Here is a 26,037-nt window from a genome sequence, read left to right on the forward strand (position 1 = left end):
TCAGAACTTGTCGTCCTCCGTCGGCACCAGAATCTCGCGTTTTCCGGCGTGGTTGGCCGGGCCGACAATGCCTTCCTTCTCCATCTTCTCGATGATCGAGGCGGCGCGGTTGTAACCGATGCCGAGCCGGCGCTGGATGTAGCTGGTCGAGGCTTTGCCGTCACGCAGCACCACCGCAACCGCCTGGTCATAGGGATCGTCGGAATCCTCGAAATTGCCGCCGCCACCGCCCGAGCCACCCTTGCCCGACGGCTCATCGTCGTCCTCGTCGTCATCCTCGGTAATGGCATCGAGATATTCCGGCACGCCCTGTAGCTTCAGATGCGCGACGATCTTCTCGACCTCGTCATCGGAAACGAAGGGACCGTGAACGCGCTGGATGCGGCCGCCGCCGGCCATGTAGAGCATGTCGCCCATGCCGAGCAGCTGTTCGGCGCCCTGCTCGCCCAGAATGGTGCGGCTGTCGATCTTCGACGTCACCTGGAAGGAGATGCGGGTCGGGAAGTTGGCCTTGATCGTGCCGGTGATGACGTCGACCGACGGCCGCTGCGTCGCCATGATGACGTGGATGCCGGCGGCGCGCGCCATCTGCGCCAGGCGCTGCACCGCGCCTTCGATGTCCTTGCCGGCGACCATCATCAAATCGGCCATCTCGTCGATGATGACGACGATGTAAGGCATTGGCTCGAGATCGAGGTTTTCCGTCTCATAGACCGCTTCGCCGGTCTGGCGGTCGAAGCCGGTCTGCACGGTGCGCGAGATTTTTTCGCCCTTCTTCTCGGCCTGTTGCACCCGCGCGTTGAAACCGTCGATGTTGCGGACGCCGACCTTGGACATTTTGCGGTAGCGGTCCTCCATCTCGCGCACGGTCCATTTCAGCGCCACCACCGCCTTCTTCGGATCGGTGACGACAGGCGTCAGAAGATGCGGGATGCCGTCATAGACCGAGAGTTCGAGCATTTTCGGGTCGATCATGATCAGCCGGCAGTCCTGTGGCGTCAGTCGGTAGAGCAGCGACAGGATCATGGTGTTGATGGCGACCGACTTGCCCGAGCCGGTGGTGCCGGCGACCAGCACGTGCGGCATCTTGGCGATGTCGACGATGACCGCCTCGCCATTGATGGTCTTGCCGAGCGCCAGCGCCAGCTTGGCCTTGGTGGTCTCGAAATCGCGGCTGGCCATGATTTCCCTGAGATAGACGGTCTCGCGCTTGGCGTTCGGCAGCTCGATGCCAATGGCGTTGCGGCCCGGCACCACGGCGACGCGGCAGGCGATCGCGCTCATCGATCGGGCGATGTCGTCGGACAGGCCGATGACCCGCGACGATTTGATGCCGGGCGCCGGTTCCAGCTCATAGAGCGTGACGACCGGGCCGGGGCGGACATGGATGATCTCGCCCTTGACGCCGAAATCCTCCAGCACGCCTTCGAGCAGGCGGGCATTCTGCTCGAGCGCGTCCTTGGACAGGCTGGCGTCGCGCACGACGTTCTTCGGCTCGGACAGGAAATGCAGCGACGGCATTTCGAATTGTTCGGAGCCGATCAGCGAGGACTGCGCTTCGCGCTGGACACGCGCGCCCGGAACCGGCCGCGGCGCCGGCGCCGCGACGCGGGTGGCTGCATCGGAGCGGAACGGCTGCACCTTCGCATTGGGCGCAGCGCTGCGCTGGCCCGCGGGCTCCGGCGCAAAATCCATGTCATCGTCAAAAACATCGGCGTCGTCGGGATCGAGCGAGGCGCTGCGGTCGTTGACCATGGCGGCGAAGAATTCCGGCTCGACGCGGGCCCGGCCGTCGGCGCTCATCCGCGATTCGGCGAATTCGGCCGATTCGACCCGTTCGGCAGCGCGCCGCCAGGCGCTGGCGCGCGGCTCCGGTTCGAAATCGTCGCGCTCGCGGCGGCGAGCGGCGCGGCGGCGGAGATAGGCCCGCAACGACAGCCACCAATGCGTGATCGCGCCTAGCGCCAGAATGCCCTCGTCGCCCTCGTCCTCATCATTGTCGAAAAGCAGGTCGTCCTGGTCGGCTGCGGCCGGTTGCTCCAGGACGGCGAAACCATTCTTGCGTGCAATCAGCGCCGAGCCGTAGGCAAACAGCCACAGTGCCGGCGCGGCCAGAAGCACGGCGAGCACGCTGGCGATGAGACCGGTCGGATAGCCGCCGACGACGAGGCCGGGAATCTTCAGCACCATGTCGCCGAACACGCCGCCGAGACCGGTCGGCAGCGGCCAGGTCTTGGGAGGCACCACGCAGCCGGCCATGGCCGCGGCAAGCACCGCGTAACCGAACCAGGCGAGCCCGCGCTTCGGCAGCCTGTCGACGCCGCGTGCCGAAAACAGCAGAAATCCCCAGGCCACCGCCGGCACCAGCGCCGCGACCGCGGCAAGGCCGAAGAACTGCATGGCTAGGTCAGAGAAGACAGCGCCCACATAGCCCATGGCGTTGGTGACGATGTTGTCGGTGGCGTGGGAGAAGCTTGGGTCGGCGACGTTCCAGGTGGCGAGGCTGGCGACGCCGAAGGCGACCAGCGCAAACAGGCCGGCGCCAAGCAGCCGGCCGACCTGACGCCGCGCGAACGCCCGGATGCCGTGCCCCGTATCGGCCAGCGCAAGCGGTGCTGTAGCCCCTGAACGCATTCGTCGTTCCCCGTCTGTCTTGGACTGGCCGGACGCATGACGCACTCCGGCAGATTCGGATGCCAGACTATCGGCGGGAAGGTTAAGGCCGCATTAACCATGGGTGCGTGCCGGCGCTCCCCGATTGGAAACCAGTCACACAAATGGCGGGCACGCTGGCCAGCCCGATGTTTCATCGCCAAGATCGATCAGGCGCCCGATCAAGCGATTGTGACCGAGCCTGGACTGCCACCGGGCGCGGCATCGCACGAAAAAAGAGGCCCGGAACCGGTCCGGGCCTCAATGCGTGAGCCCTTTTCGGGAGCGTCACGACGGGAGGGAAGGTGTTGGGCGGCCGAGGCCGCCCCAGACAAGACCCACAGGTGGCCTGGCTTACGGGTGATAGGCCGCTTCGCCATGCGCGGTGAGGTCGAGCCCTTCGCGCTCTGCATCGGCTGTCGGGCGCAAGCCTACGATCATATCGACGATCTTGTAGAGGATGGCGCTGCCGATGCCCGACCACAGGACGGTTACCAGGACACCCTTGAACTGCGACCACAACTGGGTCGCCGTGCCGGCATAGCCGGCGGCGAAGTCGGCCGTCGAATAATCGACGATGCCGGCGCCGCCGAGGGCGGGATTGACCAGGATGCCGGTGCCGAGCGCGCCGATGATGCCGCCGACGCAGTGGATGCCGAAGACATCGAGGCTGTCGTCGTAGCCGAACTTGTTCTTCACGACCGAGACGAAGAAGTAGCAGACGCAGCTGGCGACGATGCCGAGCACGATGACGCCCATCGGTCCGCCAAAGCCGGCGGCGGGCGTGACGGCGACAAGGCCGGTAACAGCGCCCGAAACCGCGCCAAGCATGGAGGCTTTGCCGCGCAGCAGCGTTTCGAGCACGATCCAGGTCACTGCCGCCGCCGCTGTGGCGACGAAGGTGTTGACCATGGCCAGCACCGCATAGGCGTTGGCTTCGAGGTTCGAACCGGCGTTGAAGCCGAACCAGCCGACCCACAGCAGCGACGCGCCGACCATGGTCAGTGTCATCGAATGCGGCGCCATGACGTCCTTGTTGTAGCCGATGCGCTTGCCGATCATCAGCGCGCCGACAAGGCCGGCGATGCCCGCATTGATGTGGACGACGGTGCCGCCGGCGAAGTCGATGGCGCCGAAGCTGAAGATGAGCCCCGACGGGTCGCTGTAAGCGCTCGGGCCGCCCCAGAACCAGACCATATGCGCGATCGGGAAGTAGACGAATGTGACCCACAGGATGGTGAAAAGGATCACAGCCGAAAACTTGACGCGTTCGGCGAAGGCGCCGACGATCAGGGCAGGCGTGATGCAGGCGAAGCTCATCTGGAAGATCACGAACACCAGCTCAGGAATGGCGACGCCCTTGGTAAAAGTTTCCGACACCGTCGTCACGTCGACGCCGGCGAGAAACATCTTGGAAAGGCCGCCGACGAAGGCGTTGCCGGGGGTGAAGGCAAGGCTGTAGCCGTAGAAAACCCAGACGATCATGACCACGCTGGTGATGGTGAAGACCTGCATCAGCACCGACAGCATATTCTTGGCGCGAACCAGGCCGCCGTAGAAAAGGGCAAGGCCGGGAATGGTCATCAGCAGCACCAGGATGGTGGAGATCATCATCCACGTCGTGTCGCCCTTGTCGACGGTAAAGGCCGGCGCCGCTGGCGCGGCCGATGCGGCCGGCGCCGCTTCCTGCGCGAATGCGGCGACCGTGCCCAGCGCTGCGATAGCGAGTGAGCCCAGCAGCGCGGTGCGCGCCACCGACTTCAAAGTAGAAGGAATATTCATTGAACTCTCCATTGGAATACGTTTCCGCAGCTCAAAGCGCGTCGGTGTCTGTTTCGCCGGTGCGAATGCGCACCGCCTGGTCGATGCCGAAAACGAAGATCTTGCCGTCGCCGATCTGACCGGTCTTGGCCGCCGCAGTGATGGCTTCGACGGCCTTGTCGACCATGTCCAGGCCGACCGCGACTTCGATCTTGATCTTCGGCAGGAAGCTGACCGCGTATTCCGCCCCGCGATAGATTTCCGTGTGTCCCTTCTGACGCCCGTAGCCTTTGACTTCGGTGACGGTCAGGCCCTGGATGCCGACTGCGGTGAGCGCTTCGCGCACCTCGTCGAGCTTGAACGGCTTGATGATTGCCATCACGATTTTCATAAGGTTTCACCCTTTACTGTTGCGGGTCCCCGCGTTTGCACGACTTCGCCGATCCCCATGAGAGCCGGAGAGTGCCCGCTAGGATTCAAGCTACGTGCCAGTTGCCGAAGCAGGGTGTTAAGCTGCTGTTAAATAACGACTTGGGGAAGGTTTGTCGGCTGACTGTTCATAGTCGCGGCAGCGCATCTGTTTAAAAAATAGGCAATTTTGCAAAATTGCCTATTCCGCGGGCGGCCGCTTCAGCCTGATCAGGCCTTCCTGGGCAACCGAGGCGATCAACGTGCCGTCGCGGGCAAACAGCGACCCGCGCGTGAACCCCCGCGACCCTTGCGTCGACGGGCTGTCCTGCGTGTAGAGCATCCAGTCGTCGAGTGGATGGCTGCGATGGAACCACATCGCGTGATCGAGGCTCGCCGCCTGGATGTCGCTATCGAAGATGGCGCGGCCATGCGCAAAGGTCGAGGTATCGAGCAGCGTCATGTCGGAAAGATAGGCAAGCACGGCCGCCTGCGTGGCGCGATCGCCCGGAACCGGGCCGGTGGTGCGGATCCAGATGTTCTGTTTCGGCTCCAGCTTCTCCCGGCTGGTGTAATGCTCCAGCATCACCGGCTTCATCTCGATCGGCCGGTCACGCTCCCAGTAGCGCCTGATGCCGTCGGGCACGGCCGCACCGAACTTGCCGATCAATTCGCGCTGCGACAGCAATGTGTCGGGCGCCGGCACGTCCAGCGGCATTGGCACCTGGTGCTCGAGACCGACCTCGTCCTGCTGGAACGAGGCTTCCAGCGAAAAGATCGCCTGGCCGTGCTGGACCGCCACGACGNCGAGACCGACCTCGTCCTGCTGGAACGAGGCTTCCAGCGAAAAGATCGCCTGGCCGTGCTGGACCGCCACGACGCGCCGCGTGGTGAAGGAGCCGCCGTCGCGGATGCGGTCGACCTGGTAGATGATCGGCACCTTGGTGTCGCCCGGCCGCATGAAATAGCCGTGCAGCGAATGGACGTGGCGTTCGGGCTCGACCGTTCGCTGGGCGGCGACCAGCGCCTGGGCGATGGTCTGGCCGCCGAAGACACGCTGCCAGTCGAGTTTGGGGCTGCGACCACGGTAGAGGTTGTGTTCCAGCTGCTCGAGGTCGAGAATGCCGAGAAGCTCGTCCATGGCCGCCGTCATGTTTCGCGCCCTCGTGTCCTTCTGATTCCGAAGTTCGCCTGATTTCGATATTTCACTCGAAGCGAACTTCAGAAGCCGCAAAAGTGTTATGGCGGTTTCCGACAGGAATGACAGGCAGTCAAGGCCGGAAAGAAATTTGGCCGGAAAGGAATTTGCCATGGTCGACAAGGCGGATGCAAAAAACCGAACCGCGCTCGACATTCTGGTCGCCGGCGCCGGCTATGTCGGCCTTGCCGCCGCCGTATCGCTGAAACAAGCGCGACCGAGCCTGGCGGTCGCTGTCGTCGACGCCGCGCCCGCCGGTGTCTGGCAAAAGGACGGCCGCGCCTCGGCGATCGCCGCTGCCGCTTGCCGCATGCTCGACCAGCTCGGCGTCTGGGCCGAAATCGCCCCCGAGGCGCAGGCGATCACCGAGATGATCGTCACCGATTCGCGCACCTCCGATCCGCTGCGCCCGGTGTTTCTCACTTTCGATGGCGAGGTCGCGCCCGGCGAAGCGTTTGCGCATATGGTCGCCAACAGGGATTTGAACGGCGCCCTGCGCCGGCGCGCTGAAACACTCGGCATCGACATCATCGAAGGCGTCGCCGTCAGTGCCTTCGACGTCAACGGCGCCGGCATCACCGTGCATCTTGCCGACGGCGCGACGCTGAAGGCGCGGCTGCTGATCGCCGCCGACGGCGTCAACTCGAAGCTGCGCGACATGGCCGGCATCAAGACGGTGAAATGGGACTACGGCCAGTCCGGCATCGTCTGCACCGTCGCGCATGAACGGCCGCATAATGGCCGCGCCGAAGAGCATTTTCTGCCAGCCGGCCCGTTCGCCACGCTGCCGCTCAAGCCGGACAAGGACGGCACCCACCGCTCGTCGATCGTCTGGGTCGAGCGGTCGGAAGACGCCGAAAAATTGGTCGACGGCGACGACCTCGTCTTCGAGCACGAGCTGGAACAGCGGTTTGGCCTGAAGCTCGGCGAAATTCGCGTCGCCGACAGGCCACGTGCCTGGCCGCTCGGCCTGACCATCGCCCGCGATTTCGTCGCGCCGCGCATTGCGCTCGCCGGCGACGCCGCCCACGGCATCCACCCGATCGCCGGCCAGGGCCTCAATCTCGGTTTCAAGGATGTGGCGGCGTTGGCCGAAGTGGTGGTCGAGGCCGACCGGCTCGGCCAGGATGTCGGTGCGCTCGACGTGCTCGAACGCTACCAGCAGTGGCGGCGCTTCGACACGCTGCAGATGGGCATCACCACCGATGTCCTGAACCGGCTGTTTTCCAACGACATCGGCCCGTTGCGCGCCGTCCGCGACATCGGCCTCGGTCTCGTCGAACGCATGCCGCGGCTGAAGGATTTCTTCATCCGCCAGGCGTCCGGTCTGTCCGGCGACACGCCGAAACTGCTCAAGGGCGAGGCGATCTGAACCCGACTGACGGGCCGGCATCACCTGAATATCAGCACACCCTTAGTTGACCTCGAAGCCGAGCTTCTGGCGCAGCCGCAGTATCCTCTGGTCGGATATTTTTAGGGGTTGCTCACCAGCCTGCGCCGCGCGGTTCACCATCTGCAGCAAATCGTTTCGCTCAGTCACATCGAGACGTTCGCGCAGGAACGGCGCCAGTTTGTCGATGACGATCGTGGCATCGTCGATCTGGGACGCCGCCCATTTGGCGTAGACCACGGCCTCATCGGTCTTCTTGTCGTCTGCAATCTCCGAAATCACCGACCGAATCACGGCTTCGCGCTGCGGCAGGACAGGGCCGTTCTCGGAAATGATTGCGGTGATCAGCGTCGCGGCCGCCACGACCGGATCGTCGATCGCCGTCAGCGGTGAGAGCGCCGCCTGATTGCGCAACCTCTTGCGCCGAATGTTGCCTTGCACCCGCCCGACGACGTCCGCGACCTCGCGCGCCGCATCGTTCATGGCCTTCATCCGATACCACCAGAACGCCGCCACTCCCAACAGCCCAATTGCAGCAATCAGTATATGCATGCCCGAAATCCCCCAACCGCAGCGACGATAGGAGAAGTGCCGTCTCGCTTCAACACGCAAAAGTTGCGCCCGCCGATGAAATCGATTCCGCCGGACGCAATCGGAATAATGTTCAGGATCCCGGTACGCTGTAGATCGCCCTGACCTCGATCGTGCCGATTTCGGCCAGCGGAATCCCGCCGGCGATCTCCAGCGCCTCGTCGAGATCCGCCGCCTCGATCATGACGAAGCCGAGCAATTGCTCCTTGGTCTCGGCGAAGGGACCATCGGTGATCAGCCGCTTGCCCTTGCGCCGGCGCACGGTTTTCGAGGTTTTTACCGACTGCAGTGCCTGCGCGATGATCAGCCGGCCGCTTTGCTCCACCGATTTGTCATAGGCCAGCGAGTCGGCGTCGAGCCTGGCCAGCCTCTCCGGGCTCATTGCGTAAAGGTCTTTTTCCTCACCATAAACCAGGCAAACATATTTCATCTCTCATCTTCCTTGTTGGGACGAACTGTTGGCGACCAAGGTCCGAGCCGGGCTTTTGACCGCCGCATGATCGAGAAGGGATACCGCAACCCCTATCATGGCGACCGCAGCAAGCAGTCGACCGAAACCGGAAGGTTGCCGATCCAACCGGTCAGGTTCCTGTTCAGCCGCCTTTCGGCCGGTGTCACCCCAGTGAGCAGAAAACAGATTATTCATGGTGTCCTCCATTCGGCCACGAAACCCGTGGCCGCCCGCAGGACGGCCGAGGCAGATGGAAGTCGACATTTTTGCACGCGGATTTTTTTTACGCGTCGCCATTGGCGCGAAAGCACGGGTGGCCTTCGTGCCCGCGCGCGCTATAGTCGACCAGACGCCGATCACGGCTCAGCCACCACAATCAAGGAGGATTTCATGGACCGCACCGCAAACGCCGTCTGGAAAGGCAATCTGAAAGAGGGCAAGGGCACGCTCGACACGCAGAGCGCGGCTCTGAAAGGCACGCCCTACTCGTTCAAGGCGCGGTTCGAGGATGAAAGCGGCAAGGCCGGCACCAATCCGGAGGAACTCATCGCCGCCGCGCATGCCGGCTGCTACGCCATGCAGTTCTCTCACTTCCTGGCCGAGAACGGCACCCCCGCCACCGAACTCGACGCCAAGGCGGTGGTGACGCTGATCCCTGGCACGGGGATCACAGGCAGCGCGCTCACGGTGGTCGGCAAGGTGCCGGGCATCGATGCGGCGAAGTTCCAGGAGCTGGCCGAGAAGGCCAAGGCCGAATGCCCGGTCTCGAAGGCACTCGGCGCCATAAAGGTTTCGCTCGACGCCAAGCTCGGCTGAGAGCGCTTTCACATATGACCAATTCCAGCCGGTGTAGGAAGCCATCATTGTTGAAGCCGGCTCCGCCCCTCATTGCCCTGCCGGGCATTTCTCCCCGTATAATGACGGGGAGAAAGAAGCTGGCCGCAGCTACGGCACCCTTCTTGCAACGCTGATAATTGCCGAAACGGCCGATGAGCATCCCTCTCCGCGTCACTATACGGGGAGAGGTCGCCGGCAGGCGGGTGAGGGGCAGCGCTAACCGATCGAGAGTGGCAACGAACAAGATTCCTAGAGAGGGCGCTCCCCTCCAACACCTCAAAAGGTCATCAGCGTCCGTCGCCGGTCAGCGCGTCGATGCGTGCGCGCAGCTGTGCGACCTCTTCCTCGAGAGCCTGCACGCGAGCTTCGAGATCCGAGGCCGGCGAAGGCGCTTGCAAGGGCGCTGCGGCAGCCGACAGCTGCAGCGGCCCGCCCAAGAGATGCACATAGCGGTCCTCACGCTGGCCGGGACCACGATCGATCTGCTGAACGAGCGGCGGCTTGCGGCCGATCAACAGGTCGAGATTGCTGCGAAGCTCGTCGATGGAGGGCAACCGCGCCATGCGCTCGCTCCGTGCCAGCAATTCATAGGCGGTCTGCGGACCGCGCAGCAACAGCAACCCAAGCAGCGCAATCTGCGCCGAGGTCAGCGAAAAGCGCTGCGCGACGACATGCTCGTAGCGCTCGACACGCGAGGCAAAGACCTGCCTGACCAGCCCCTTGTGCTCGAGTTGGCCAAGCGCTCGTCTCACCTCGACAAGCTCGACCGACATCACCGGCTCGCGCGCCGTCTTCTGGTTGGCGGCGGCAAGTGCCGCATTGAGCGTCAGCGGGTAGATGTCGGGCGTCAGTTCCTTCTTTTCGATCAGGCAACCGAGCACGCGCGCTTCGACGGGAGAGAGGATGGGGAGTTCGGGATCGGTCATGGGTCGGCTATCCTTTGAAGTCGGCGGGACAGCGCCGGCGCGAAGGATCACTACCGACGAGATGATCCCTGCAGCAACCCGTCCGAAGCTAAACCCTTCTCTCCACCATCATCTTCTTGATCTCGGCGATCGCCTTGGCCGGGTTCAGCCCCTTGGGACAGGTCTGGGCGCAGTTCATGATGGTGTGGCAGCGATAGAGCCGGAACGGGTCTTCGAGATTGTCGAGCCGTTCGCCCTTGGCCTCGTCCCGGGAATCGATCAGCCAGCGATAGGCCTGCAGCAGCGTCGCCGGACCGAGATAGCGGTCGCCGTTCCACCAATAGCTCGGGCATGAGGTCGAGCAGCAGGCGCACAGGATGCATTCATAGAGCCCGTCGAGCTTTTCGCGGTCCTCATGGCTCTGCAGCCATTCCTTGGCCGGCTCGGGCGACACCGTCTTCAGCCACGGCTCGATCGAGGCGTGCTGGGCGTAGAAATTGGTCAGGTCGGGCACCAGGTCCTTGACCACCGGCATATGCGGCAGCGGGTAGACCTTGATCGCGCCGGAAATGTCATCGCAGCCCTTGGTGCAGGCGAGCGTGTTGGAACCGTCGATATTCATGGCGCAGGAGCCGCAAATGCCCTCGCGGCAGGAGCGGCGCAGCGTCAGCGTCGGGTCGATCTTGTTCTTGATGTAGAGCAGAGCGTCGAGCACCATCGGCCCGCAATCGTCCATGTCGACGAAATAGGTGTCCATGCGCGGGTTCTCGTCATCGTCCGGCGACCAGCGGTAGATGCGGTACTCCCGCAGATTGGTCGCACCCTCCGGCTTCGGCCAGGTTTTTCCGGCCTTGATCTTCGAGTTTTTCGGAAGGGTGAGTTCGACCATTATCTCAGGTCCTTTCGGATGACGAGCTTCAGCCCGGACCAAGTCCCGTTTACGGCGGCCATCATCAATACACCCTGGCCTTGGGCGCGATCTTGGCCAGGTTGATGCCGCCGTCTGCTTCCCTGAGCAGCGGCTCGGTGTGCACCGGCCGATAGCTGAGCGACACCTCGCCGGCCTCGCTGAGCCGGGACAGCGTGTGCTTGCGCCAGTTCGCGTCGTCGCGCGCCGAAAAATCCTCCCGCGCATGCGCGCCACGGCTCTCCTTGCGCGCCTCGGCGGCGTAGACCGTGGTGATGGCGTTGGCCATCAGGTTTTCCAGCTCCAGCGTCTCGACCAGGTCGGAATTCCAGATCATCGAGCGATCGAACACTTTTACGTCCTTGAGCTCGCCCCAGATCTGCGAAATGCGCTTGCAGCCGCTTTGCAGTGATTCCTGGGTGCGGAACACCGCCGCATCGTCCTGCATCGCCTTCTGCATCTTTTCGCGCAAAACCGCCGTCGGCGTCGAGCCGTTGGCGTGGCGCAGCCGGTCGAAGCGGTCCATGATCTTGTCGACCGAGGCTTCGTTGGGCGACGGGATTGCCGCGTTGCGGTCGATCACCTGGCCGGCCCGGATCGCCGCCGCGCGGCCGAACACCACCAGATCGATCAGCGAGTTGGAGCCCAGCCGGTTGGCGCCGTGGACGGAGGCGCAGCCGGCTTCGCCGACCGCCATCAGCCCGGGCGACACCTGGTCCGGGTTCAAGGCGGTGGGGTTGAGCACCTCGCCCCAGTAGTTGGTCGGCATGCCGCCCATATTGTAGTGGACCGTCGGCAGCACCGGGATCGGCTCCTTGGTCAGGTCGACGCCGGCAAAGATCTTTGCCGACTCCGAAATACCCGGAAGTCGCTCGTGCAAAACGGCCGGATCGAGGTGGTCGAGGTGGAGGAAAATATGGTCCTTGTTCTTGCCGACGCCGCGTCCCTCGCGAATCTCCAGCGTCATGCAGCGCGAAACCACGTCACGCGAGGCGAGGTCCTTGGCCGACGGCGCATAGCGCTCCATGAAGCGCTCGCCTTCTGAATTGACGAGATAGCCGCCTTCGCCGCGCGCGCCCTCGGTGATCAGGCAGCCGGCGCCGTAGATGCCGGTCGGGTGGAACTGCACGAATTCCATGTCCTGCAGCGGCAGCCCGGCCCGCGCCGCCATGCCGCCGCCGTCGCCGGTGCAGGTGTGCGCCGAGGTCGCCGAGAAATAGGCGCGGCCATAGCCGCCGGTCGCCAGCACCACCATCTTTGCCGAAAAACGGTGGATGGTGCCGTCGTCGAGGTTCCAGGCGACGACGCCGGTGCAGGTGCCATCCGGCTCCATGATCAGGTCGAGCGCGAAATACTCTATGAAGAACTGCGCGTTGTTCTTCAGCGACTGGCCGTAGAGCGTGTGCAGGATGGCGTGGCCGGTGCGGTCGGCGGCCGCACAGGTGCGCTGTACCGGCGGGCCGTCGCCGAAATTCATCATGTGGCCGCCGAACGGCCGCTGGTAGATCTTGCCCTCTTCGGTGCGCGAGAACGGCACGCCATAATGCTCGAGCTCGTACACGGCGGCGGGTGCTTCGCGCACCAGATATTCCATGGCGTCGACGTCGCCGAGCCAATCCGATCCTTTCACGGTGTCGTACATGTGCCACTGCCAGGAATCGGGGCCCATGTTGGACAGCGAGGCGGCGATGCCGCCCTGAGCGGCGACAGTGTGCGACCGCGTCGGGAAAACCTTGGTGATGCAGGCGGTGCGCAGGCCCTGTTCGGCCATGCCGAGCGTGGCGCGCAGGCCGGCGCCGCCGGCGCCGACCACAACCACGTCGAATTTGTGGTCGACATAGCTGTAGGCGGACGCCGTGTTGGCGTTGTTCGCGTCCTTGGCCAAAATTTCAGCCTCCAAATGCCAGTTTGAGCAGGGCGAAGATCGAGGCGACGCCGACCACTACGGGAAAGAATGTGTTGAGGGCGAGCAGCGCCAGCCTCATGCCCTCGCCATGCACATAATCCTCGATGATCGCCTGCATGCCGAGCCGCATATGGTAGAGCCCGGACAACAGCACCAGGGCCAGGACCAGCGCCACGAACGGGTTGGCAAGTGCGGCGCGCACTTGCGCATAGCCGGCGCCGTTCAGCGCGATCAGAAAGCCGACGAAGAACAGGATCAACGGAATGTTGGCGATCGCCGTCAGGCGTTGGCGCCAGAAATGCTCCGTGCCCTCGCGGGCGGAGCCGAGGCCGCGGACCTTGGCCAGCGGCGTGCGCATGTCGGTGTTGTGGTGGCTCACGATCAGGCTCCCCGCGCCATGTAGCCGGCGATCCAGATCAGCAGCGTCAGTACGACCGAGCCGGCCAGCGTCGCCCAGGCGACCCTGGAGGCGGTGTCCTTTTCAAGACCGGCCCCGGTGTCCCAGATCAGATGGCGCACGCCGCCCAGCATGTGGTGCATCAGCGCCCAGGTATAGAACAACAGCACCAGCCGCCCCAGCCACGAGCCGAAGGCCCAGTTGACGGCATCGAAGGTGGATTGCGAGCTCGCCGCCGCCATCAGCCACAGCGCGACCAGCAGCGTGCCGAAATAGAGCGCCCCGCCCGTGATGCGATGGATGATCGACATCGTCATCGTGATCGGCGGTCGATAGACGGTCAGATGCGGCGAAAGCGGCCGTTCACGTCTGGCAAATTCGCGGGTGGCTGGTGATTTGCTCATGGCTCCCCCAGTTCGGCGTCTCTGGAGCCCCAGGTGGAAATGCGGCATTACCGCTTCCGGTTGCGACTTTGGACAGCCCGGTTTCTAATGCTCTTTTTGCACCGCGTCAAAGCCGGAAATCGTTTCGAAAACCTAATTTAGTCTGACAAAAGGCAGTGTTTGGCTTCAATCGATTAGGGCGCGATCCAAAGCCGGCGCAATGTTCGCTGCGGTGCGGTATGTGGTTTCGATCCTACGGCTTGGGGCACGTGAGTACCGGCCTCCGCCGGCCGTAGCCTTAACTGCCGCTACCGCTCATGAGTGCTTCGGCCGGCGAAGGCCGGAAGCGCACGAAACCACTGTTTGCAGACCGGCCTTACCTGAATATCGGCATGCCCCTAACGCTTGCAGGTCAGCGGCGTCCTCCCGCCCTTCATTACCAGCGCGTCGCGCCCGTCGATCACGATTGCGTCATGCGCCGCGCCGAAGCGGCTGTTTTGATTGGCTGGCGAGGCCGGCAGGTCCTCGCTGGCGCCGTCCGGGCCAAGCACCCGCACCGAAGTGCCGAGGTTTTCGATGGTGATCCTGGCGCCATCGGCGCAAGTGTAAGTCGCGGTGCGCGGCTGCGGTGAATCGGCGAGCGGATTTCCAGCCTTCGGCGCATTGGTCTGAGACACGCAGGCAATTGTGGTCAGCAATGGACAAAGGGCCAGCGTCACCCGAAACGTCCGGCCTAACGCCATGTACTGTCTCCCTACGCGTCAATCCAGCCGCGATGCTTTGCCAAGATCACCCGATGTCGCGCTCGGCGCCGGCTGCGATGGTGGCGGCAAGCATGGCCGAAAGATGGCCGCGGATATTAACCATGTTTGCCGAGACCTGGCGGCCAACAGGGCTGGCCTCTTAACAATGGTTAAGAAAAGGTTAATTTATGATTCGAGCAAGACTCGGTCTCTGACAAATGGGGACGCCATGCGTTCGAATTCAGCCAGATCGCGCCTTCCGGCGCCCCTCTCGATGGCCATCGTCCTGGTGGCGGTGGCCATCGGCTTCGCAGCGCCGGCACGCGCCGGGACGCGCGACCGCGTCTATGCCGATTCGTTCGGCAATCTCGTCATCGAGAGCGCCGCCGGCTACAAGCGCATCCTCGTTGGCCAGGGCGAATTGGCCACGGAAATGTCGGATTACGTCGGTGCCGGCCGGCCCAAAATCGTCTATCAAGACGAACCGGACGATGTCAGCAGCCGCGACTGCTACAGGCCGCCGGTTTTCGTCAAGGGCCGCAGCTATATGTACGGGCTTTCCGACGGCGAGATGCCGGAGCTTAGCCCCTGCCGCTGATCTTCGGCCCGGCATTGGCGACAGCCGGCTGCCGGGCGGCGATTGATCCTATCGAGATCCGCACGCAATTGCGTCCGCTGCCCTTCGCTTGATAGAGCGCTTCGTCGGCGCGCCGCAGCAGGTCGGAAAAATTCTCAGTCGGGTGGAGCTCGGCAACGCCGAAGCTGGCGGTGCAACGATGGTTCGCCGGCAGACAGTCGATCGGCAACGCCCCGAAAGCGCTGCGCGTGCCTTCGGCGAAGAGCCGCGCGGCGGCGAGGTTGGTTCCCGGCAGGATGATGGCGAATTCCTCACCACCGATGCGGCCGGCGACGTGATGCTTGGCGGCCGCATCACGCAGGAAGCCGGCAAAGGCCTCGATGACCCTGTCGCCTGATGCATGGCCGAAACTGTCGTTGATCCTCTTGAAATGGTCGAGGTCGGCGATGACCAGCGCGACCGGAATACCCCTGCGCACGGCGTCACGCATCGCAAGCTCGGCATGACGCTCGAAGCCGCCACGGTTGAGCAGTCTCGACAGCGTGTCCGTCTCCGACTTCGACGTCGCTTCGGCGAGCACGTCGCGGACCAGAATGATCAGGATGAGAAGCGCGATTGTCATGGCAAACACCGTGCCAAGCGACTGCGACACCAGAGCATAGTTGCTCTGCAGATAGGCCTGCGGATTGGCTCCCCAGCCGCCCATTTCATGGGCGATGAACGGCTTGCTCACGAATTGCAGGGTGCTGGCCGCCAGTACGGCCATCAGCGCATTGTCGAGCCAGTCGCGTCTTTGCCTTGACGACCAGACGATGCCGACGCCGACGAACTGCATGGCGGCATAGGGAAGCTGGTAGGCCATCATGCGGGCAAGCGACTGGCGCGGCAGATCCTGCACGAAATACACGGCCACAGTGGCCGCAAACAGGAAGACGAGCATCGGCACCCAAGGCAGCGCCACGCCGTATTTATGGGCGAGCCCGCCATTGAAGGCGATAGTGGCGCCCAGGAAAACGGCGAAGCCCGCGACGACTGCGGGTCGCGCATTGTCGAAGAGCGGAATGCTGAACTCGATGGCGAAATAGGCCATCCCGAGCAGATAACCGAAGACCAGCCAGCGCGCCGGCGCGCGCGCCAAGTCGTTGAACGATATGGTCATGAAGGCAGCCGCCAGCAGGCCGGCGACGAGCAGGTTGATTGCAAGGATGAACTCTGCGCCGCCGCCCATGTGGTCTTTCACACTCCCTGCGACAGCAAATCACGAACGGGCGAAAAAGACGTTAACATGGGCGTAGGACGGAATGCGCTCGAATTGAACAGCGCACCCGCGCTGTTTGTTTGTTTAGCGCGATTTCTGCGGCGCCAAGCGATTCCCTTGGCTGCAAATGCTCTAGACGTGGACGATCAGCCGGCTTTGAGCGGCTCCACGACCAGCGCCGTTTCCGAGCGTCCATGGGCCGACCGTTCATAGGATAGCCGCACGCTGTCGCGGCCGTTCCGTTTGGCCTTGTAAAGTGCCTCGTCGGCGCGGCGCATCAGCGGCTCCAGCCCCTCCTCGCCGGTGTAGGCCGCCACGCCGAAGCTCGCCGTTACTCTTGTGCCGGGCGGAAGCCCGTCGACGCTGCCTGCCGAATAGACCGTGCGAATGGCTTCGGCAAACAGCCTTGCCGCGCCAAGGTCGCTCAGCGGCAAAAGCACGGCGAACTCCTCGCCACCGATGCGGCCGGCGACGCAGCTGGTGCCGGCAGCCGATCGAAGCTTGGCGGCGAAATCGGCGATCACGCGATCACCCGCCGCATGCCCGTGCAGATCGTTGACTGCCTTGAAGTTATCGAGGTCGGCGAGCACCAGCGCGACCGGAAGTTTGGCGGTGGCGCAGTGCCGCAGGAGATGCGTGGCGCGTCCTCGAAGCCGCGCCGGTTGAGCAGGCCCGACAGCGGGTCGGTGTACGCCTCGGCCTTCAGCGTTTTCATTACGTCCAGCGCAGCCGCGCAGAACAGGCTAAGCGCGATGAGCAGCGACAGCAGTGCATGCGACAACAGCGCTGTCGTCCAGTAGGACGAGGCATAGAACCCGTCATAGCTTTGGTAGGGTCCATGCGCGATGACGATAACGAGGGTGCGCGCGACGAAATTCAGCCCGGAAAGCAGCGACAGCACGAACAGCATCATTTCCGTCGGGCCCCTGTCGCGCACCACGCGCAGTTCGGCGGCGACAACCAGGCTGAGCCCGCCGAAAGCGAAATTCATCGCCAGGATTCGCCAGGTGAGATCGGGCTGGATGAACATGAACCAGCAAAAAGCGGCCAGGCCGCTGCTCGCCAGAAAGCCGATCGCAACAAACGGCACGCGCCGTCCATAGCGTGTCACAATCGCGCCGGCGAGACCACTGGCGGCAATCGTGAAGCAGGTGACGGAGAGCAGTTTGGTCGGCGCCATGCCGATGGGCAGGGTGAAGTACTGCAGCAGGAAGCCGGCCGCCGAAAGCCAGTAACTGGCGGCGAGCACAGCCAGATAGGGGCAGTGACGCTGATACAACCACAGCACGAGAAACACCGCGCCGAGCGCAAGCGCGATCGTCGGGTTGAGCAACCCTGTCAGCAGACCGTTGTCCAAAGGACCGTGAACCCCCACGCTTCCGTGAGAGAGACCTTAGGGCGCAAGCCCCAACAAGCGGTTAAGCAAAGTGGAATATGGCTGCCATGAAGCCGCTGCACGGAACTTGAAACCGCGACCGGCGTTTTCCAGCAGCAATCGATGGAGACGCTTTCATGGCCGATACGATCATGCTGACCGACCACGAGGCAATTCGCTCTTGGGCCGCGTCACGTGCCGGATTTCCGGCAATCGTCGATGTATCGCCCGAAACGGGCACGCAAGCCATGCTGAGGCTGGTTTTCGGCCAGCATGCCTATCAGGACCAGGACCAGGCCGAACGCCCCGCCAACGCCGGCGGCTACGAACTGGTCGAATGGGACGAATGGTTCAAGCTGTTCGACGAACGGCAGCTGGCGCTCGTGGTGGCAAAGGATGAACCCGGCCGCCGTGAGCAATTCCACGAATTCGTCAGGCGCCCGGCGTGAAGAGAACCCGAACCGCATCGCGGTTCGGGGTCTGGCAACTCGTCAGCGGGTTATTTCCACTCGCGGATGTCGACGAAATGGCCGGCGATCGCCGCCGCCGCCGCCATCGCCGGCGACACCAGATGGGTGCGGCCCTTAAAACCCTGGCGGCCCTCGAAATTGCGGTTCGAGGTCGAGGCGCAGCGCTCATGCGGCTTCAGCCGGTCGTCGTTCATGGCAAGGCACATCGAGCAGCCCGGCTCGCGCCAGTCGAAGCCAGCGGCGACAAAGATCTTGTCGAGACCTTCGGCCTCCGCCTGCTCCTTGACCAGACCGGAGCCCGGCACGATCATCGCATCGACGTGAGGGCTGACTTTCTTGCCCTCGACCACCTTGGCGACAGCGCGGAGATCCTCGATGCGGCCGTTGGTGCAGGAGCCGATGAAGACGCGGTCGAGCGCGATATCGGTGATCTTGGTGCCTGGGGTCAGGCCCATATAGTCGAGCGCGCGCTGCTTGGACGTACGCTTGTTCTCATCGGTGATATCGTCTGGGTTCGGCACGATGCCCTGGACCGAGACGACGTCCTCGGGCGAGGAGCCCCAGGAGACGATCGGCGGCAGTTTCGCCGCGTCGAGCACGACCACCTTGTCGAAATGCGCGCCCTCGTCGGACTGCAGCGTCTTCCAGTAGGCGAGCGCGGCGTCCCATGCCTCGCCCTTCGGCGCGCGCGGCTTGTCCTTGACATAGGTGAAGGTTGTCTCGTCAGGCGCGATCAGGCCGGCCCGGGCACCGCCCTCGATCGACATGTTGCAGATGGTCATGCGGCCTTCCATGGACAGCGCGCGGATCGCTTCGCCGGCATATTCGATGACGTAGCCGGTGCCGCCGGCAGTGCCGATCTCGCCGATGATCGCCAAAATTATGTCCTTGGCGGTGACGCCTTCCGGCAGCACGCCGTCGACGCGCACCAGCATATTCCTGGCCTTGCGCTGGATCAGTGTCTGCGTGGCCAGCACATGCTCGACTTCCGACGTGCCTATGCCGTGCGCCAATGCGCCGAAAGCACCATGCGTCGAGGTGTGGCTGTCGCCGCAGACGATGGTCATGCCAGGCAGCGTAAAACCCTGCTCCGGGCCGATGATGTGGACGATGCCCTGGCGGATATCCTTCTCGGAATAGTATTCGACGCCAAAGTCCTTGGCGTTCCAGGCCAGCGCCTCGACCTGGATGCGGCTTTCCTCGTTCTTGATGCCGAACTTGCGCTCGGGCGAGGTGGACACATTGTGATCGACCACAGCCAGCGTCTTTTCCGGATGGCGGACCTTTCTGCCGGTCATGCGCAGGCCTTCGAAAGCTTGCGGGCTGGTCACTTCATGGACGAGGTGACGGTCGATATAGAGCAGGCAGGTGCCATCGTCCTGGCGGTCGACGACATGGTCGTCGAATATCTTGTCGTAGAGGGTGCGCGGTGCGCTCATGTGCGTAAATCCGTCGATATGAAAATGGGAAGTGACTGGCGCCGGCTAGCCGGCGAACACGGCCTAGCGAAGTCGGCTGGTCAGAGCGCCGGAAACGCGCGCCGAGAAACGCGACGGCAGGCGTTTTCTGTCCTGCAGCACGAACCCCTTGTAAGCCGGATCGCCAAAAAGCTGTTCCATGGCGTGGCTCATATCAATGTTTTGACTTTTCGGCAATTGCGGCTGCCTGGCGCGGCTCTGCCTTCTCCCCTTGTTGTGGGAGAAGGAAAAAGGCGCTTCAAACCACCTCGAACACAAATGTCTTCACCAGCGCCTCAGGTTCGGCGATCGCATAGCAGCGAAACCACGGGCTTTCTTCGACCGGCCGCCACTTTTTCGCCTGCTCCAGTTCGTCGAACGTCGCCTGAAACCCGCCGCTCGCAAAAACCTGGTCGCGAACGGTGAAGATGGCGTGGCCGCCCTTCCTAGTGATGCGCACCAGTTCATGCAGGCCGGAGGCCGGTGCATGGCTGATGGTGAACACGCCGGTCGAGAAGAAGGCGCGGAAATGCCCGTCCGGCCAGGGCAGCGGATCGCCGAGCATCGCCTGTTTCAGCTCGCTGTAAGCCTGCCGGCTGCCGGCGATTTTCAGCATTTCAGCCGACAGGTCGAGCCCGGCGATGTCCTCATAGCCCAGCGCCTTGAGCGACGGTCCCGACAGGCCGGTGCCGCAGCCGGCGTCGAGCAGCGGCCCTTCGCCTGACGGCACATGGCGCGCCACCCAGGCGGCGATCAGGAACGGCAGGAGGTAGCCGAGCGCGGCGGTTTCGCTGTCATAGGTCGCAGCCCAGGCGGCGTAGGCCTTGGCAAGCGCTTCCGGCGTGTCGGCCGTATAGACCGCATCCAGCGCCGCATTGGCTTTGTCGATGTTCATGGAACTGACCCTCCAAAACGTATTGGCCGCAATCGTAGCGCCGCCTTCGCCTGCCGGTTATTGCTCATGCTGGCGGCGCAGCCGCTTCTCCAGCGCCCGCAGGGCCAGCGACAGGCCGACCGTCAGGATGAGATAGATATAAGCGACGATCGAATAGGTCTCGAAGAAGCGGAACGAGCCGGCTGCATAGATCTTGCCCATCTGGGTGATGTCGGCGACGCCGAGCACCGAGACCAGCGAGGAATCCTTGACCATGGCGACGAAATCATTGCCGAGCGGCGGCAGGATGGTGCGGATCGCCTGCGGAAAGACGATCAGCCCAAAACGCTGGGTGCGCGTCAGCCCCAGCGCCTTCGCGGCCTCGATCTGGCCCTTCTCGACCGCCTCGATGCCGGCGCGGAAGACCTCCGAGATGAAGGCCGAATAGCCGATGGTCAGCGCCATGATGGCGCGCCATAGCAACGATACGTCGCGTATCATTAGCTCGCCGAAGAGGCCGGCGCTTTGCAGCGGCGCCGTCAGCGCGTTCCATCCCGCGACGAAGGCCGGCGCGCCGGCGAAGGCGATCCAGAACAACAGCACCAGCATTGGCACGCCGCGAATGATCTCGACATAAAAGCGCGCGATCTGGCGCAGCCAGCGCGACCCCGATAGGCCCATCAGCGCAATGGCGAGCCCGATTGCCGAGGCCAGCGCGAAGGCGACCATTGTGACGAACACGGTGATGCCGATGCCCTTGGCGACGGTCGCGAAAACCTGGGCATAGAGGTCGCTTGCGGCGATGAAGATAGCCGCTGCCAAGGCGAGCGCCGCGGCCACGGCGAGCCACCAGGGGAAGTCGGACTTGGCGGTTGAAGATGCGGTCGTTGCCATCAGGGCGCGCCGACGAACCAATGTCGCGCCAGGCCACCCTCCTCTGGCCTGCCGGCCATCTCCCCCTCAAGGGGGGAGATCGGCAGCTTCGCTGGCCGCGCTTTTTCTCTAACGTTGAAGATTGGCGAAAGCGGAGGGTACAGCAAATCTCCCCCCTTGAGGGGGAGATGTCCGGCAGGACAGAGGGGGGTGCACGGGCGCAGAGTCAGCGCGAGTTCCTGCGCGTCCCGCAATGTCCGCGACAAAAGTCCTACTGCCCCATCTTGTAATCAAGGAACCATTTCTTGTTGAGCGCGTCGAGTGTGCCGTCGGCCTTCAGCGCGGCGATGGCTGCGTTGACCGGTTTCACCAGATCCGAGCCTTTCGGAAAAATAAAGCCGAAATCCTCGGTGCCGAGTGGTCCGCCGATCAGCTTCAGCCCGCCATTGGACGCCTCGACATAGCCCTTGCCGGCAGTGCCGTCGGTCAGCACGACATCGACGTCGCCGGTCTTCAGCGCCTGCACCGTGGCGCCGAACGTCTCGAACAGTTTTATGCGCGGGTTCTGCTCATTCCCGTCGAGCACGCTGTAGACAGCGGTGTAGAACGGCGTGGTGCCGGCTTGCGCACCGATCAACCCGTCCTTGAAAGCGCCGAGCGTCTTGGCGTCGGTGAAGCGCTTCTCGTCGCCGCGCACCAGCATGAACTGTTCCGAGCGCATATAGGGGTCGGAGAAATCCACCTTCTGCTTGCGATCGTCCTTGATGGTGATGCCGGTCATGCCGATGTTGTACTGGTTGTCGGAAACCGCCTGGATCATCGCGTCCCAGGAGGTGTTCTGGTACTCGACCTGGAAATTCAGCCGCTTGGCGATCTCGTTCATCGCGTCATATTCCCAGCCGATCTGCTTGCCGGTTTTGGCGTCGATGAACTGCAGCGGCGGATAGGCGTTTTCCGTCACCACCACCACCTTCTTGCCGCCGAGATCGGGCAGCGCCTGCGCCAGGGCGGCGACGGGCGCAAGTACCAGAGCCAACAGGCCGGCCAACAGCAGTTTCGATTTGATCATGGTACACCCCGAGCATTTGAACGGCCTCGACATGGTCGAGGCTTGCAGGAAATCCGGCGCCGACTTTAGCTTTCCGCAGGCGCCTTGCAAGCCGGCTTGATGCGGCTTCGCGCGAAAATGGATTCCATGCTTTCACGGCATTACGGAACGATCCGTTTCGATTGCGCACCGGCGGCCCGGCAAAATCGAAACCCATTCCGCGAGGCAAAAAAGGCGGCCGAAGCCGCCTTTCCGAAACATGGTTTTTGAATTCGCCTTATTCGGCGGCAGCGGCTTCCTCGGCCTTGGCGGCCTCGTCGGCGGCCTTCTTCTCGGCGGCTTCCTGCGCGGCCTTCTCGGCGGCCAGCGCCTGGGCGGCTGCCACCTTCTCGGCCTCGATGCGGGCCTTCTCGGCGTTCAGCGCATCGCGCTCCTCATCGTTCAGCTTGCGGGCGCGCACGCCGGTGTTTTCCGAAATGCGGGCCGACTTGCCGCGACGATCGCGCAGGTAATAGAGCTTGGCGCGGCGCACCTTGCCGCGGCGCACGATCTCGACGCCCTCGACCATCGGCGAAAAGACCGGGAACACGCGCTCCACGCCTTCGCCGTAGGAAATCTTGCGAACGGTGAAATTCTCCTGGAAACCGGCGCCGGCGCGGGCGATGACGACGCCCTCATAGGCCTGGACGCGGGTGCGGGTGCCTTCGGTCACGCGGACCTGGACGCGTACGGTGTCGCCGGGCTGGAATTCGGGAAGCTTGCGCTTGGCTTCGATCTTGGCGGCCTGTTCGGCCTCGAGCTGACGGAGGATATCCATCTCTACAAATCCACTTCTTGTTCTTCCGACAGTCAGAGCGTCCGACACTCGCCTTGCAGTTCCATTGACCGCTCGGCTATGCCCTTTGTTCGAGAACATCTGGGTTCGAGAACATCGGGCAGGGGCGACTACACCGTCATTGTTGACGGGTCCGGCAGATTTTCTCCCGGTTCGGCGCGCACATACAGCTATTTCGACGCTTTGTCACGCCTTTGCCGCGTTCTTTTTTGGTCGTTGGTCAACGTCGCAATCTTCCGGCACAGGGGTTGCGTTGAAGGCCCAAGCTTTTTAAGTCGGGCAGAACGTGACTTTCCTCCGGCGGCAACACCCTCCATGCCAGTTCTCGATGCGGCCCTGCTCTTTTTCGCGGGCTTTCTCTCAGGTGCCGTCAACGCCATAGCCGGCGGCGGGACATTCATAACCTTCGGCGCCATGTCGCTGGTCGGCTTGCCGCCGATCGTCGCCAACGCCACCTCGTCGCTGACGCAATTTCCCGGCTACATCACCTCGACGCTCGCCTACTGGTCCGACATCAAGCATTTCTAGCGCACCGCGTTGCTGCTCGGCCTTATCTCGGTTTTTGGCGCGCTGGCCGGTGCGCTCATCCTTCTGGCGCTCGACAATCCGTCGTTCCGCGTCCTGGTGCCCTGGCTGCTGCTCGCGGCAACCGCGCTGTTCGCCGCCGGGCCGTGGCTGAAGCCGGCGCCCAAGCCGGGCCGTCAGGTCGCGATGGGTTCGCTGGTCGGTTCCCTGGCGCAGTTCGCCACCGCCGTCTATGGCGGCTTCTTCGGCGCCGGCATGGGCGTCATGATGCTGGCGACGCTCGGCCTCACCCAGGCCGGCGACTATCACCGCCTCAACGCGCTGAAGAACCTGCTGGCCGTGGTCATCGCGGCAGTAGCCATCCTGGTCTTCGTCTCCGGCGACGTCATCGCCTGGCGGCAGGCGATCGTCATGATACCGGGCGGCGCGCTGGGCGGCTATGCCGGCGTCTGGATCGCCAAGCGCGTGCCGCAAATTGCCGTGCGTGGCTTCGTCGTCGGGGTCGGCGTGTTTCTTGCCTTCTATTACTTCACCAAGGGCTGAGCGGCCAACAGGTCCGGCCGCCGCTCTTTCGTCAATCTTTCCGATTCGGCGCGTCGCCACGCGGCGATCTTCTGATGATTGCCCGAGGTGAGAACCTCGGGGATTTGCCGGCCCTCGAATTCCTGCGGACGCGTGTAGTGCGGATGTTCGAGCAGGCCGTTTTCAAAGCTCTCTTCATCGCCCGACACCGTATTGCCCATCACGCCGGGCAACAGCCGCACCACGGCGTCGAGCAGCACCAGCGCTGCCGGCTCGCCGCCGGAGAGGATGAAGTCGCCGACCGAGACCTCCTCCAGCCCCCGCGCATCAATCACCCGCTGGTCGACGCCTTCGAAGCGTCCGCAGACGATCACCGCGCCCGGCCCCGCGGCCAGTTCGCGCACACGCACCTGCGTCAGCGGTTTTCCACGCGGGCTCATCAGCAGCCGTGGCCGTGGATCGCCCGGTGGCGAGCTATGGTCGATCGCCTTGGCCAGAACGTCGGCACGCATCACCATGCCGGCGCCGCCGCCGGCCGGCGTGTCGTCGACGGTGCGATGGCGATCGGTGGCGAAATCGCGGATCTGGATTGCTTCCAGCGACCATGTGCCGGCCTCCAGCGCCCGGCCGGCCAGCGACACGCCGAGTGCACCGGGAAACATTTCGGGATAGAGCGTCAGCACCGAGGCGGAAAAACTCACCGGTTGCCCCCGGCGTCCTTCGGCCCGCGCGGCCTGCCCTTCGGGTCGAAACCATCGCTGCCAGGAGCATCGCTGTCTTCGTCATCGATCAAGCCCGCCGCCGCCGGATCGATGCGGACGAAACCGTCCTTGATCGACACGTCAGGAACGGCAGCCTGCGTGAACGGGATCAGCACGCCTTTGCGCCCCGCCAATATCACGTCGAGGATATCGCCACCGCCGAAATTATGCACGGCGACGACCTTGCCGATGTCAGCACCGGTATCGTCCCGGACCGCCAGCCCGACGAGATCGGCATGATAGAACTCGTCCTCTTCGCCGTCGTCCGGCAGCATCGAGCGGTCGACGAATAATTCCGTGCCGGCGAGCGCCTCGGCAGCGTTTCGGTCGCTGATACCTTTGAAGCGCACCACCACGACGTTATTGGCCGGCCTGATGTCGACGATCTGGAAGGCGCGGCCGTCCCTGGCATAGAGCGGCCCGTAGTCGGCCAGCGCCAGCGGATCGCCGGTGAAGGTTTTCACGCGCAATTCGCCCTTGATGCCATGGGCGGCGCCGATCACGGCCATCTGGACAGGGTTTTGCGGTTTGGTCATCGGTGGAAAAATCCTTTGCCTTGCTCTAGCTCCACGCTCTTGTCATTTCAATGACGCGGCTCTTCACCGCTTCCTAACCCGGCTGCCGGAAGATCGCCCGGAAATGGAAGAGCGGCATATCGGAAGAGCGCAATGCAGGAATTCCTCATCCCGGCCAAGCCAGACCTTCAGGCGGCCCGCGAAAGCTGGCTCAAGATGCTGGCGCGCGAGCGCCGGCTGTCGCCGGAAACCGTGGAAGCCTATGAGCGCGACACGCGCCAGTTCCTGCACTTCCTGACCGGCCATTGCGGCGGCTCGCCCGGCATTTCGGATATCGCCGCTCTGCGCCCGGCCGATCTGCGCGGCTTTCTCGCTGCCCGCCGCGCCGGGGGCGCCGGCGCCCGCACGCTCGGGCGGG

26 protein-coding genes and 2 pseudogenes are annotated in these 26,037 nt (G+C 63.6%); 6 read left to right on the forward strand and 22 right to left on the reverse strand.

From position 1 onward, the window contains the following. The 4 genes from X738_RS64175 to X738_RS64190 form a co-directional block, all read right to left on the reverse strand. Positions 1 to 2,634: an FtsK/SpoIIIE family DNA translocase gene (locus tag X738_RS64175; RefSeq protein WP_023800569.1), complete on the reverse strand. Its 2,634-nt coding sequence runs from the start codon at positions 2,632 to 2,634 to the stop codon at positions 1 to 3. A gap of 372 nt (positions 2,635 to 3,006) precedes the next feature. Then, positions 3,007 to 4,434 carry an ammonium transporter gene (locus X738_RS64180; protein ID WP_023800570.1) on the reverse strand — a complete coding sequence of 476 codons (1,428 nt, stop codon included), beginning with the start codon at positions 4,432 to 4,434 and terminating at the stop codon, positions 3,007 to 3,009. Between the two features lie 31 nt (positions 4,435 to 4,465). Then, on the reverse strand, positions 4,466 to 4,804 hold the full coding sequence (locus X738_RS64185; protein ID WP_023800571.1) for a P-II family nitrogen regulator: 339 nt from the start codon (positions 4,802 to 4,804) through the stop codon (positions 4,466 to 4,468). A gap of 219 nt (positions 4,805 to 5,023) precedes the next feature. Next, positions 5,024 to 5,974 carry an acyl-CoA thioesterase gene (locus X738_RS64190; RefSeq protein WP_023800572.1) on the reverse strand — a complete coding sequence of 317 codons (951 nt, stop codon included), beginning with the start codon at positions 5,972 to 5,974 and terminating at the stop codon, positions 5,024 to 5,026. 157 nt (positions 5,975 to 6,131) lie between these two features. Here X738_RS64190 and X738_RS64195 point away from each other — a divergent pair, with 157 nt between their 5' ends. Further along, entirely contained in the window at positions 6,132 to 7,391 is a 1,260-nt protein-coding gene (locus X738_RS64195; protein ID WP_023800573.1) for a ubiquinone biosynthesis hydroxylase, read from the forward strand. 42 nt (positions 7,392 to 7,433) lie between these two features. On the opposite strand, the gene X738_RS64200 is transcribed toward X738_RS64195, so the two are convergent. From X738_RS64200 to X738_RS82870, 3 genes are all read right to left on the reverse strand, one after another. Continuing rightward, positions 7,434 to 7,961, reverse strand: coding sequence for a hypothetical protein (locus tag X738_RS64200; protein WP_023800574.1), 528 nt, complete (start codon positions 7,959 to 7,961; stop codon positions 7,434 to 7,436). 112 nt (positions 7,962 to 8,073) lie between these two features. Further along, entirely contained in the window at positions 8,074 to 8,430 is a 357-nt protein-coding gene (locus X738_RS64205; RefSeq protein ID WP_023800575.1) for a YciI family protein, read from the reverse strand. A 3-nt stretch (positions 8,431 to 8,433) separates the two neighbouring features. Beyond that, positions 8,434 to 8,646 (reverse strand): hypothetical protein, encoded by a 213-nt coding sequence (locus tag X738_RS82870; protein ID WP_084833780.1) that lies wholly within the window; start codon positions 8,644 to 8,646, stop codon positions 8,434 to 8,436. 195 nt (positions 8,647 to 8,841) lie between these two features. Here X738_RS82870 and X738_RS64210 point away from each other — a divergent pair, with 195 nt between their 5' ends. After that, positions 8,842 to 9,267, forward strand: a complete 426-nt coding sequence (locus X738_RS64210) for an OsmC family protein (protein ID WP_023800576.1) — start codon at positions 8,842 to 8,844, stop codon at positions 9,265 to 9,267. A 308-nt stretch (positions 9,268 to 9,575) separates the two neighbouring features. Here X738_RS64210 and X738_RS64215 read toward each other — a convergent pair whose 3' ends face one another. From X738_RS64215 to X738_RS64240, 6 genes are all read right to left on the reverse strand, one after another. Next, entirely contained in the window at positions 9,576 to 10,214 is a 639-nt protein-coding gene (locus X738_RS64215) for a YceH family protein (protein WP_023800577.1), read from the reverse strand. 88 nt (positions 10,215 to 10,302) lie between these two features. Then, a complete protein-coding gene (locus X738_RS64220; RefSeq protein WP_023800578.1) occupies positions 10,303 to 11,082 on the reverse strand; it encodes a succinate dehydrogenase iron-sulfur subunit in 780 nt (259 codons plus the stop codon). Between the two features lie 64 nt (positions 11,083 to 11,146). Continuing rightward, positions 11,147 to 12,985 (reverse strand): succinate dehydrogenase flavoprotein subunit, encoded by a 1,839-nt coding sequence (sdhA, locus tag X738_RS64225; protein ID WP_023800579.1) that lies wholly within the window; start codon positions 12,983 to 12,985, stop codon positions 11,147 to 11,149. 4 nt (positions 12,986 to 12,989) lie between these two features. Then, positions 12,990 to 13,364, reverse strand: coding sequence for a succinate dehydrogenase, hydrophobic membrane anchor protein (gene sdhD, locus X738_RS64230; RefSeq protein WP_268929907.1), 375 nt, complete (start codon positions 13,362 to 13,364; stop codon positions 12,990 to 12,992). Positions 13,365 to 13,387: 23 nt separating this feature from the next. After that, on the reverse strand, positions 13,388 to 13,807 hold the full coding sequence (gene sdhC / locus X738_RS64235; protein WP_023800581.1) for a succinate dehydrogenase, cytochrome b556 subunit: 420 nt from the start codon (positions 13,805 to 13,807) through the stop codon (positions 13,388 to 13,390). A gap of 377 nt (positions 13,808 to 14,184) precedes the next feature. Next, the gene (locus X738_RS64240; RefSeq protein WP_023800582.1) at positions 14,185 to 14,529 is read right to left on the reverse strand and encodes a hypothetical protein; all 345 of its coding nucleotides are present in this window, start codon (positions 14,527 to 14,529) and stop codon (positions 14,185 to 14,187) included. Between the two features lie 229 nt (positions 14,530 to 14,758). Between X738_RS64240 and X738_RS64245 the strand changes: the two genes are divergently transcribed. Next, positions 14,759 to 15,127, forward strand: coding sequence for a hypothetical protein (locus X738_RS64245; RefSeq protein WP_023800583.1), 369 nt, complete (start codon positions 14,759 to 14,761; stop codon positions 15,125 to 15,127). Here the strand turns inward: X738_RS64245 and X738_RS64250 are convergent. Together X738_RS64250 and X738_RS64255 are read right to left on the reverse strand one after the other, a co-directional pair. Beyond that, positions 15,111 to 16,334, reverse strand: a complete 1,224-nt coding sequence (locus tag X738_RS64250) for a GGDEF domain-containing protein (RefSeq protein ID WP_023800584.1) — start codon at positions 16,332 to 16,334, stop codon at positions 15,111 to 15,113. The two genes, X738_RS64245 and X738_RS64250, sit on opposite strands and share 17 nt — an antisense overlap. 176 nt (positions 16,335 to 16,510) lie before the next feature. Further along, positions 16,511 to 17,721 (reverse strand): annotated as a pseudogene (locus X738_RS64255) (diguanylate cyclase). A 155-nt stretch (positions 17,722 to 17,876) separates the two neighbouring features. On the opposite strand from X738_RS64255, the gene X738_RS64260 reads away from it, so the two are divergent. Next, a complete protein-coding gene (locus X738_RS64260; RefSeq protein ID WP_023800585.1) occupies positions 17,877 to 18,188 on the forward strand; it encodes a hypothetical protein in 312 nt (103 codons plus the stop codon). 50 nt (positions 18,189 to 18,238) lie between these two features. Here the strand turns inward: X738_RS64260 and leuC are convergent, their stop codons facing one another. The 5 genes from leuC to rplS form a co-directional block, all read right to left on the reverse strand. Further along, a complete protein-coding gene (gene leuC, locus X738_RS64265) occupies positions 18,239 to 19,648 on the reverse strand; it encodes a 3-isopropylmalate dehydratase large subunit (protein ID WP_023800586.1) in 1,410 nt (469 codons plus the stop codon). 277 nt (positions 19,649 to 19,925) lie between these two features. After that, positions 19,926 to 20,561 carry a class I SAM-dependent DNA methyltransferase gene (locus X738_RS64270; protein WP_023800588.1) on the reverse strand — a complete coding sequence of 212 codons (636 nt, stop codon included), beginning with the start codon at positions 20,559 to 20,561 and terminating at the stop codon, positions 19,926 to 19,928. 57 nt (positions 20,562 to 20,618) lie between these two features. Next, a complete protein-coding gene (locus tag X738_RS64275) occupies positions 20,619 to 21,434 on the reverse strand; it encodes an amino acid ABC transporter permease (RefSeq protein ID WP_023800589.1) in 816 nt (271 codons plus the stop codon). A gap of 250 nt (positions 21,435 to 21,684) precedes the next feature. Beyond that, positions 21,685 to 22,482, reverse strand: a complete 798-nt coding sequence (locus tag X738_RS64280) for a transporter substrate-binding domain-containing protein (RefSeq protein WP_023800590.1) — start codon at positions 22,480 to 22,482, stop codon at positions 21,685 to 21,687. Between the two features lie 256 nt (positions 22,483 to 22,738). Then, entirely contained in the window at positions 22,739 to 23,278 is a 540-nt protein-coding gene (gene rplS, locus X738_RS64285; protein WP_023800592.1) for a 50S ribosomal protein L19, read from the reverse strand. A 333-nt stretch (positions 23,279 to 23,611) separates the two neighbouring features. On the opposite strand from rplS, the pseudogene X738_RS64290 reads away from it, so the two are divergent. After that, positions 23,612 to 24,364: pseudogene (locus X738_RS64290) on the forward strand (sulfite exporter TauE/SafE family protein). On the opposite strand, the gene trmD reads toward X738_RS64290, so the two are convergent. Next, complete coding sequence (gene trmD / locus X738_RS64295; protein WP_023800593.1) at positions 24,346 to 25,044, reverse strand: tRNA (guanosine(37)-N1)-methyltransferase TrmD; 699 nt, start codon at positions 25,042 to 25,044, stop codon at positions 24,346 to 24,348. The pseudogene X738_RS64290 and the gene trmD sit on opposite strands and share 19 nt — an antisense overlap. Further along, the gene (gene rimM, locus X738_RS64300) at positions 25,041 to 25,640 is read right to left on the reverse strand and encodes a ribosome maturation factor RimM (RefSeq protein WP_023800594.1); all 600 of its coding nucleotides are present in this window, start codon (positions 25,638 to 25,640) and stop codon (positions 25,041 to 25,043) included. Before rimM ends, trmD begins: the two co-directional genes overlap by 4 nt. Before the next feature lie 132 nt (positions 25,641 to 25,772). Between rimM and X738_RS0142280 the strand changes: the two genes are divergently transcribed. Next, the coding region (locus X738_RS0142280; RefSeq protein WP_031255506.1) for a site-specific integrase at positions 25,773 to 26,037 on the forward strand (265 nt) is incomplete at its 3' end.

Source organism: Mesorhizobium sp. L48C026A00 (assembly GCF_000502375.1).
Lineage (GTDB): Bacteria > Pseudomonadota > Alphaproteobacteria > Rhizobiales > Rhizobiaceae > Mesorhizobium > Mesorhizobium muleiense.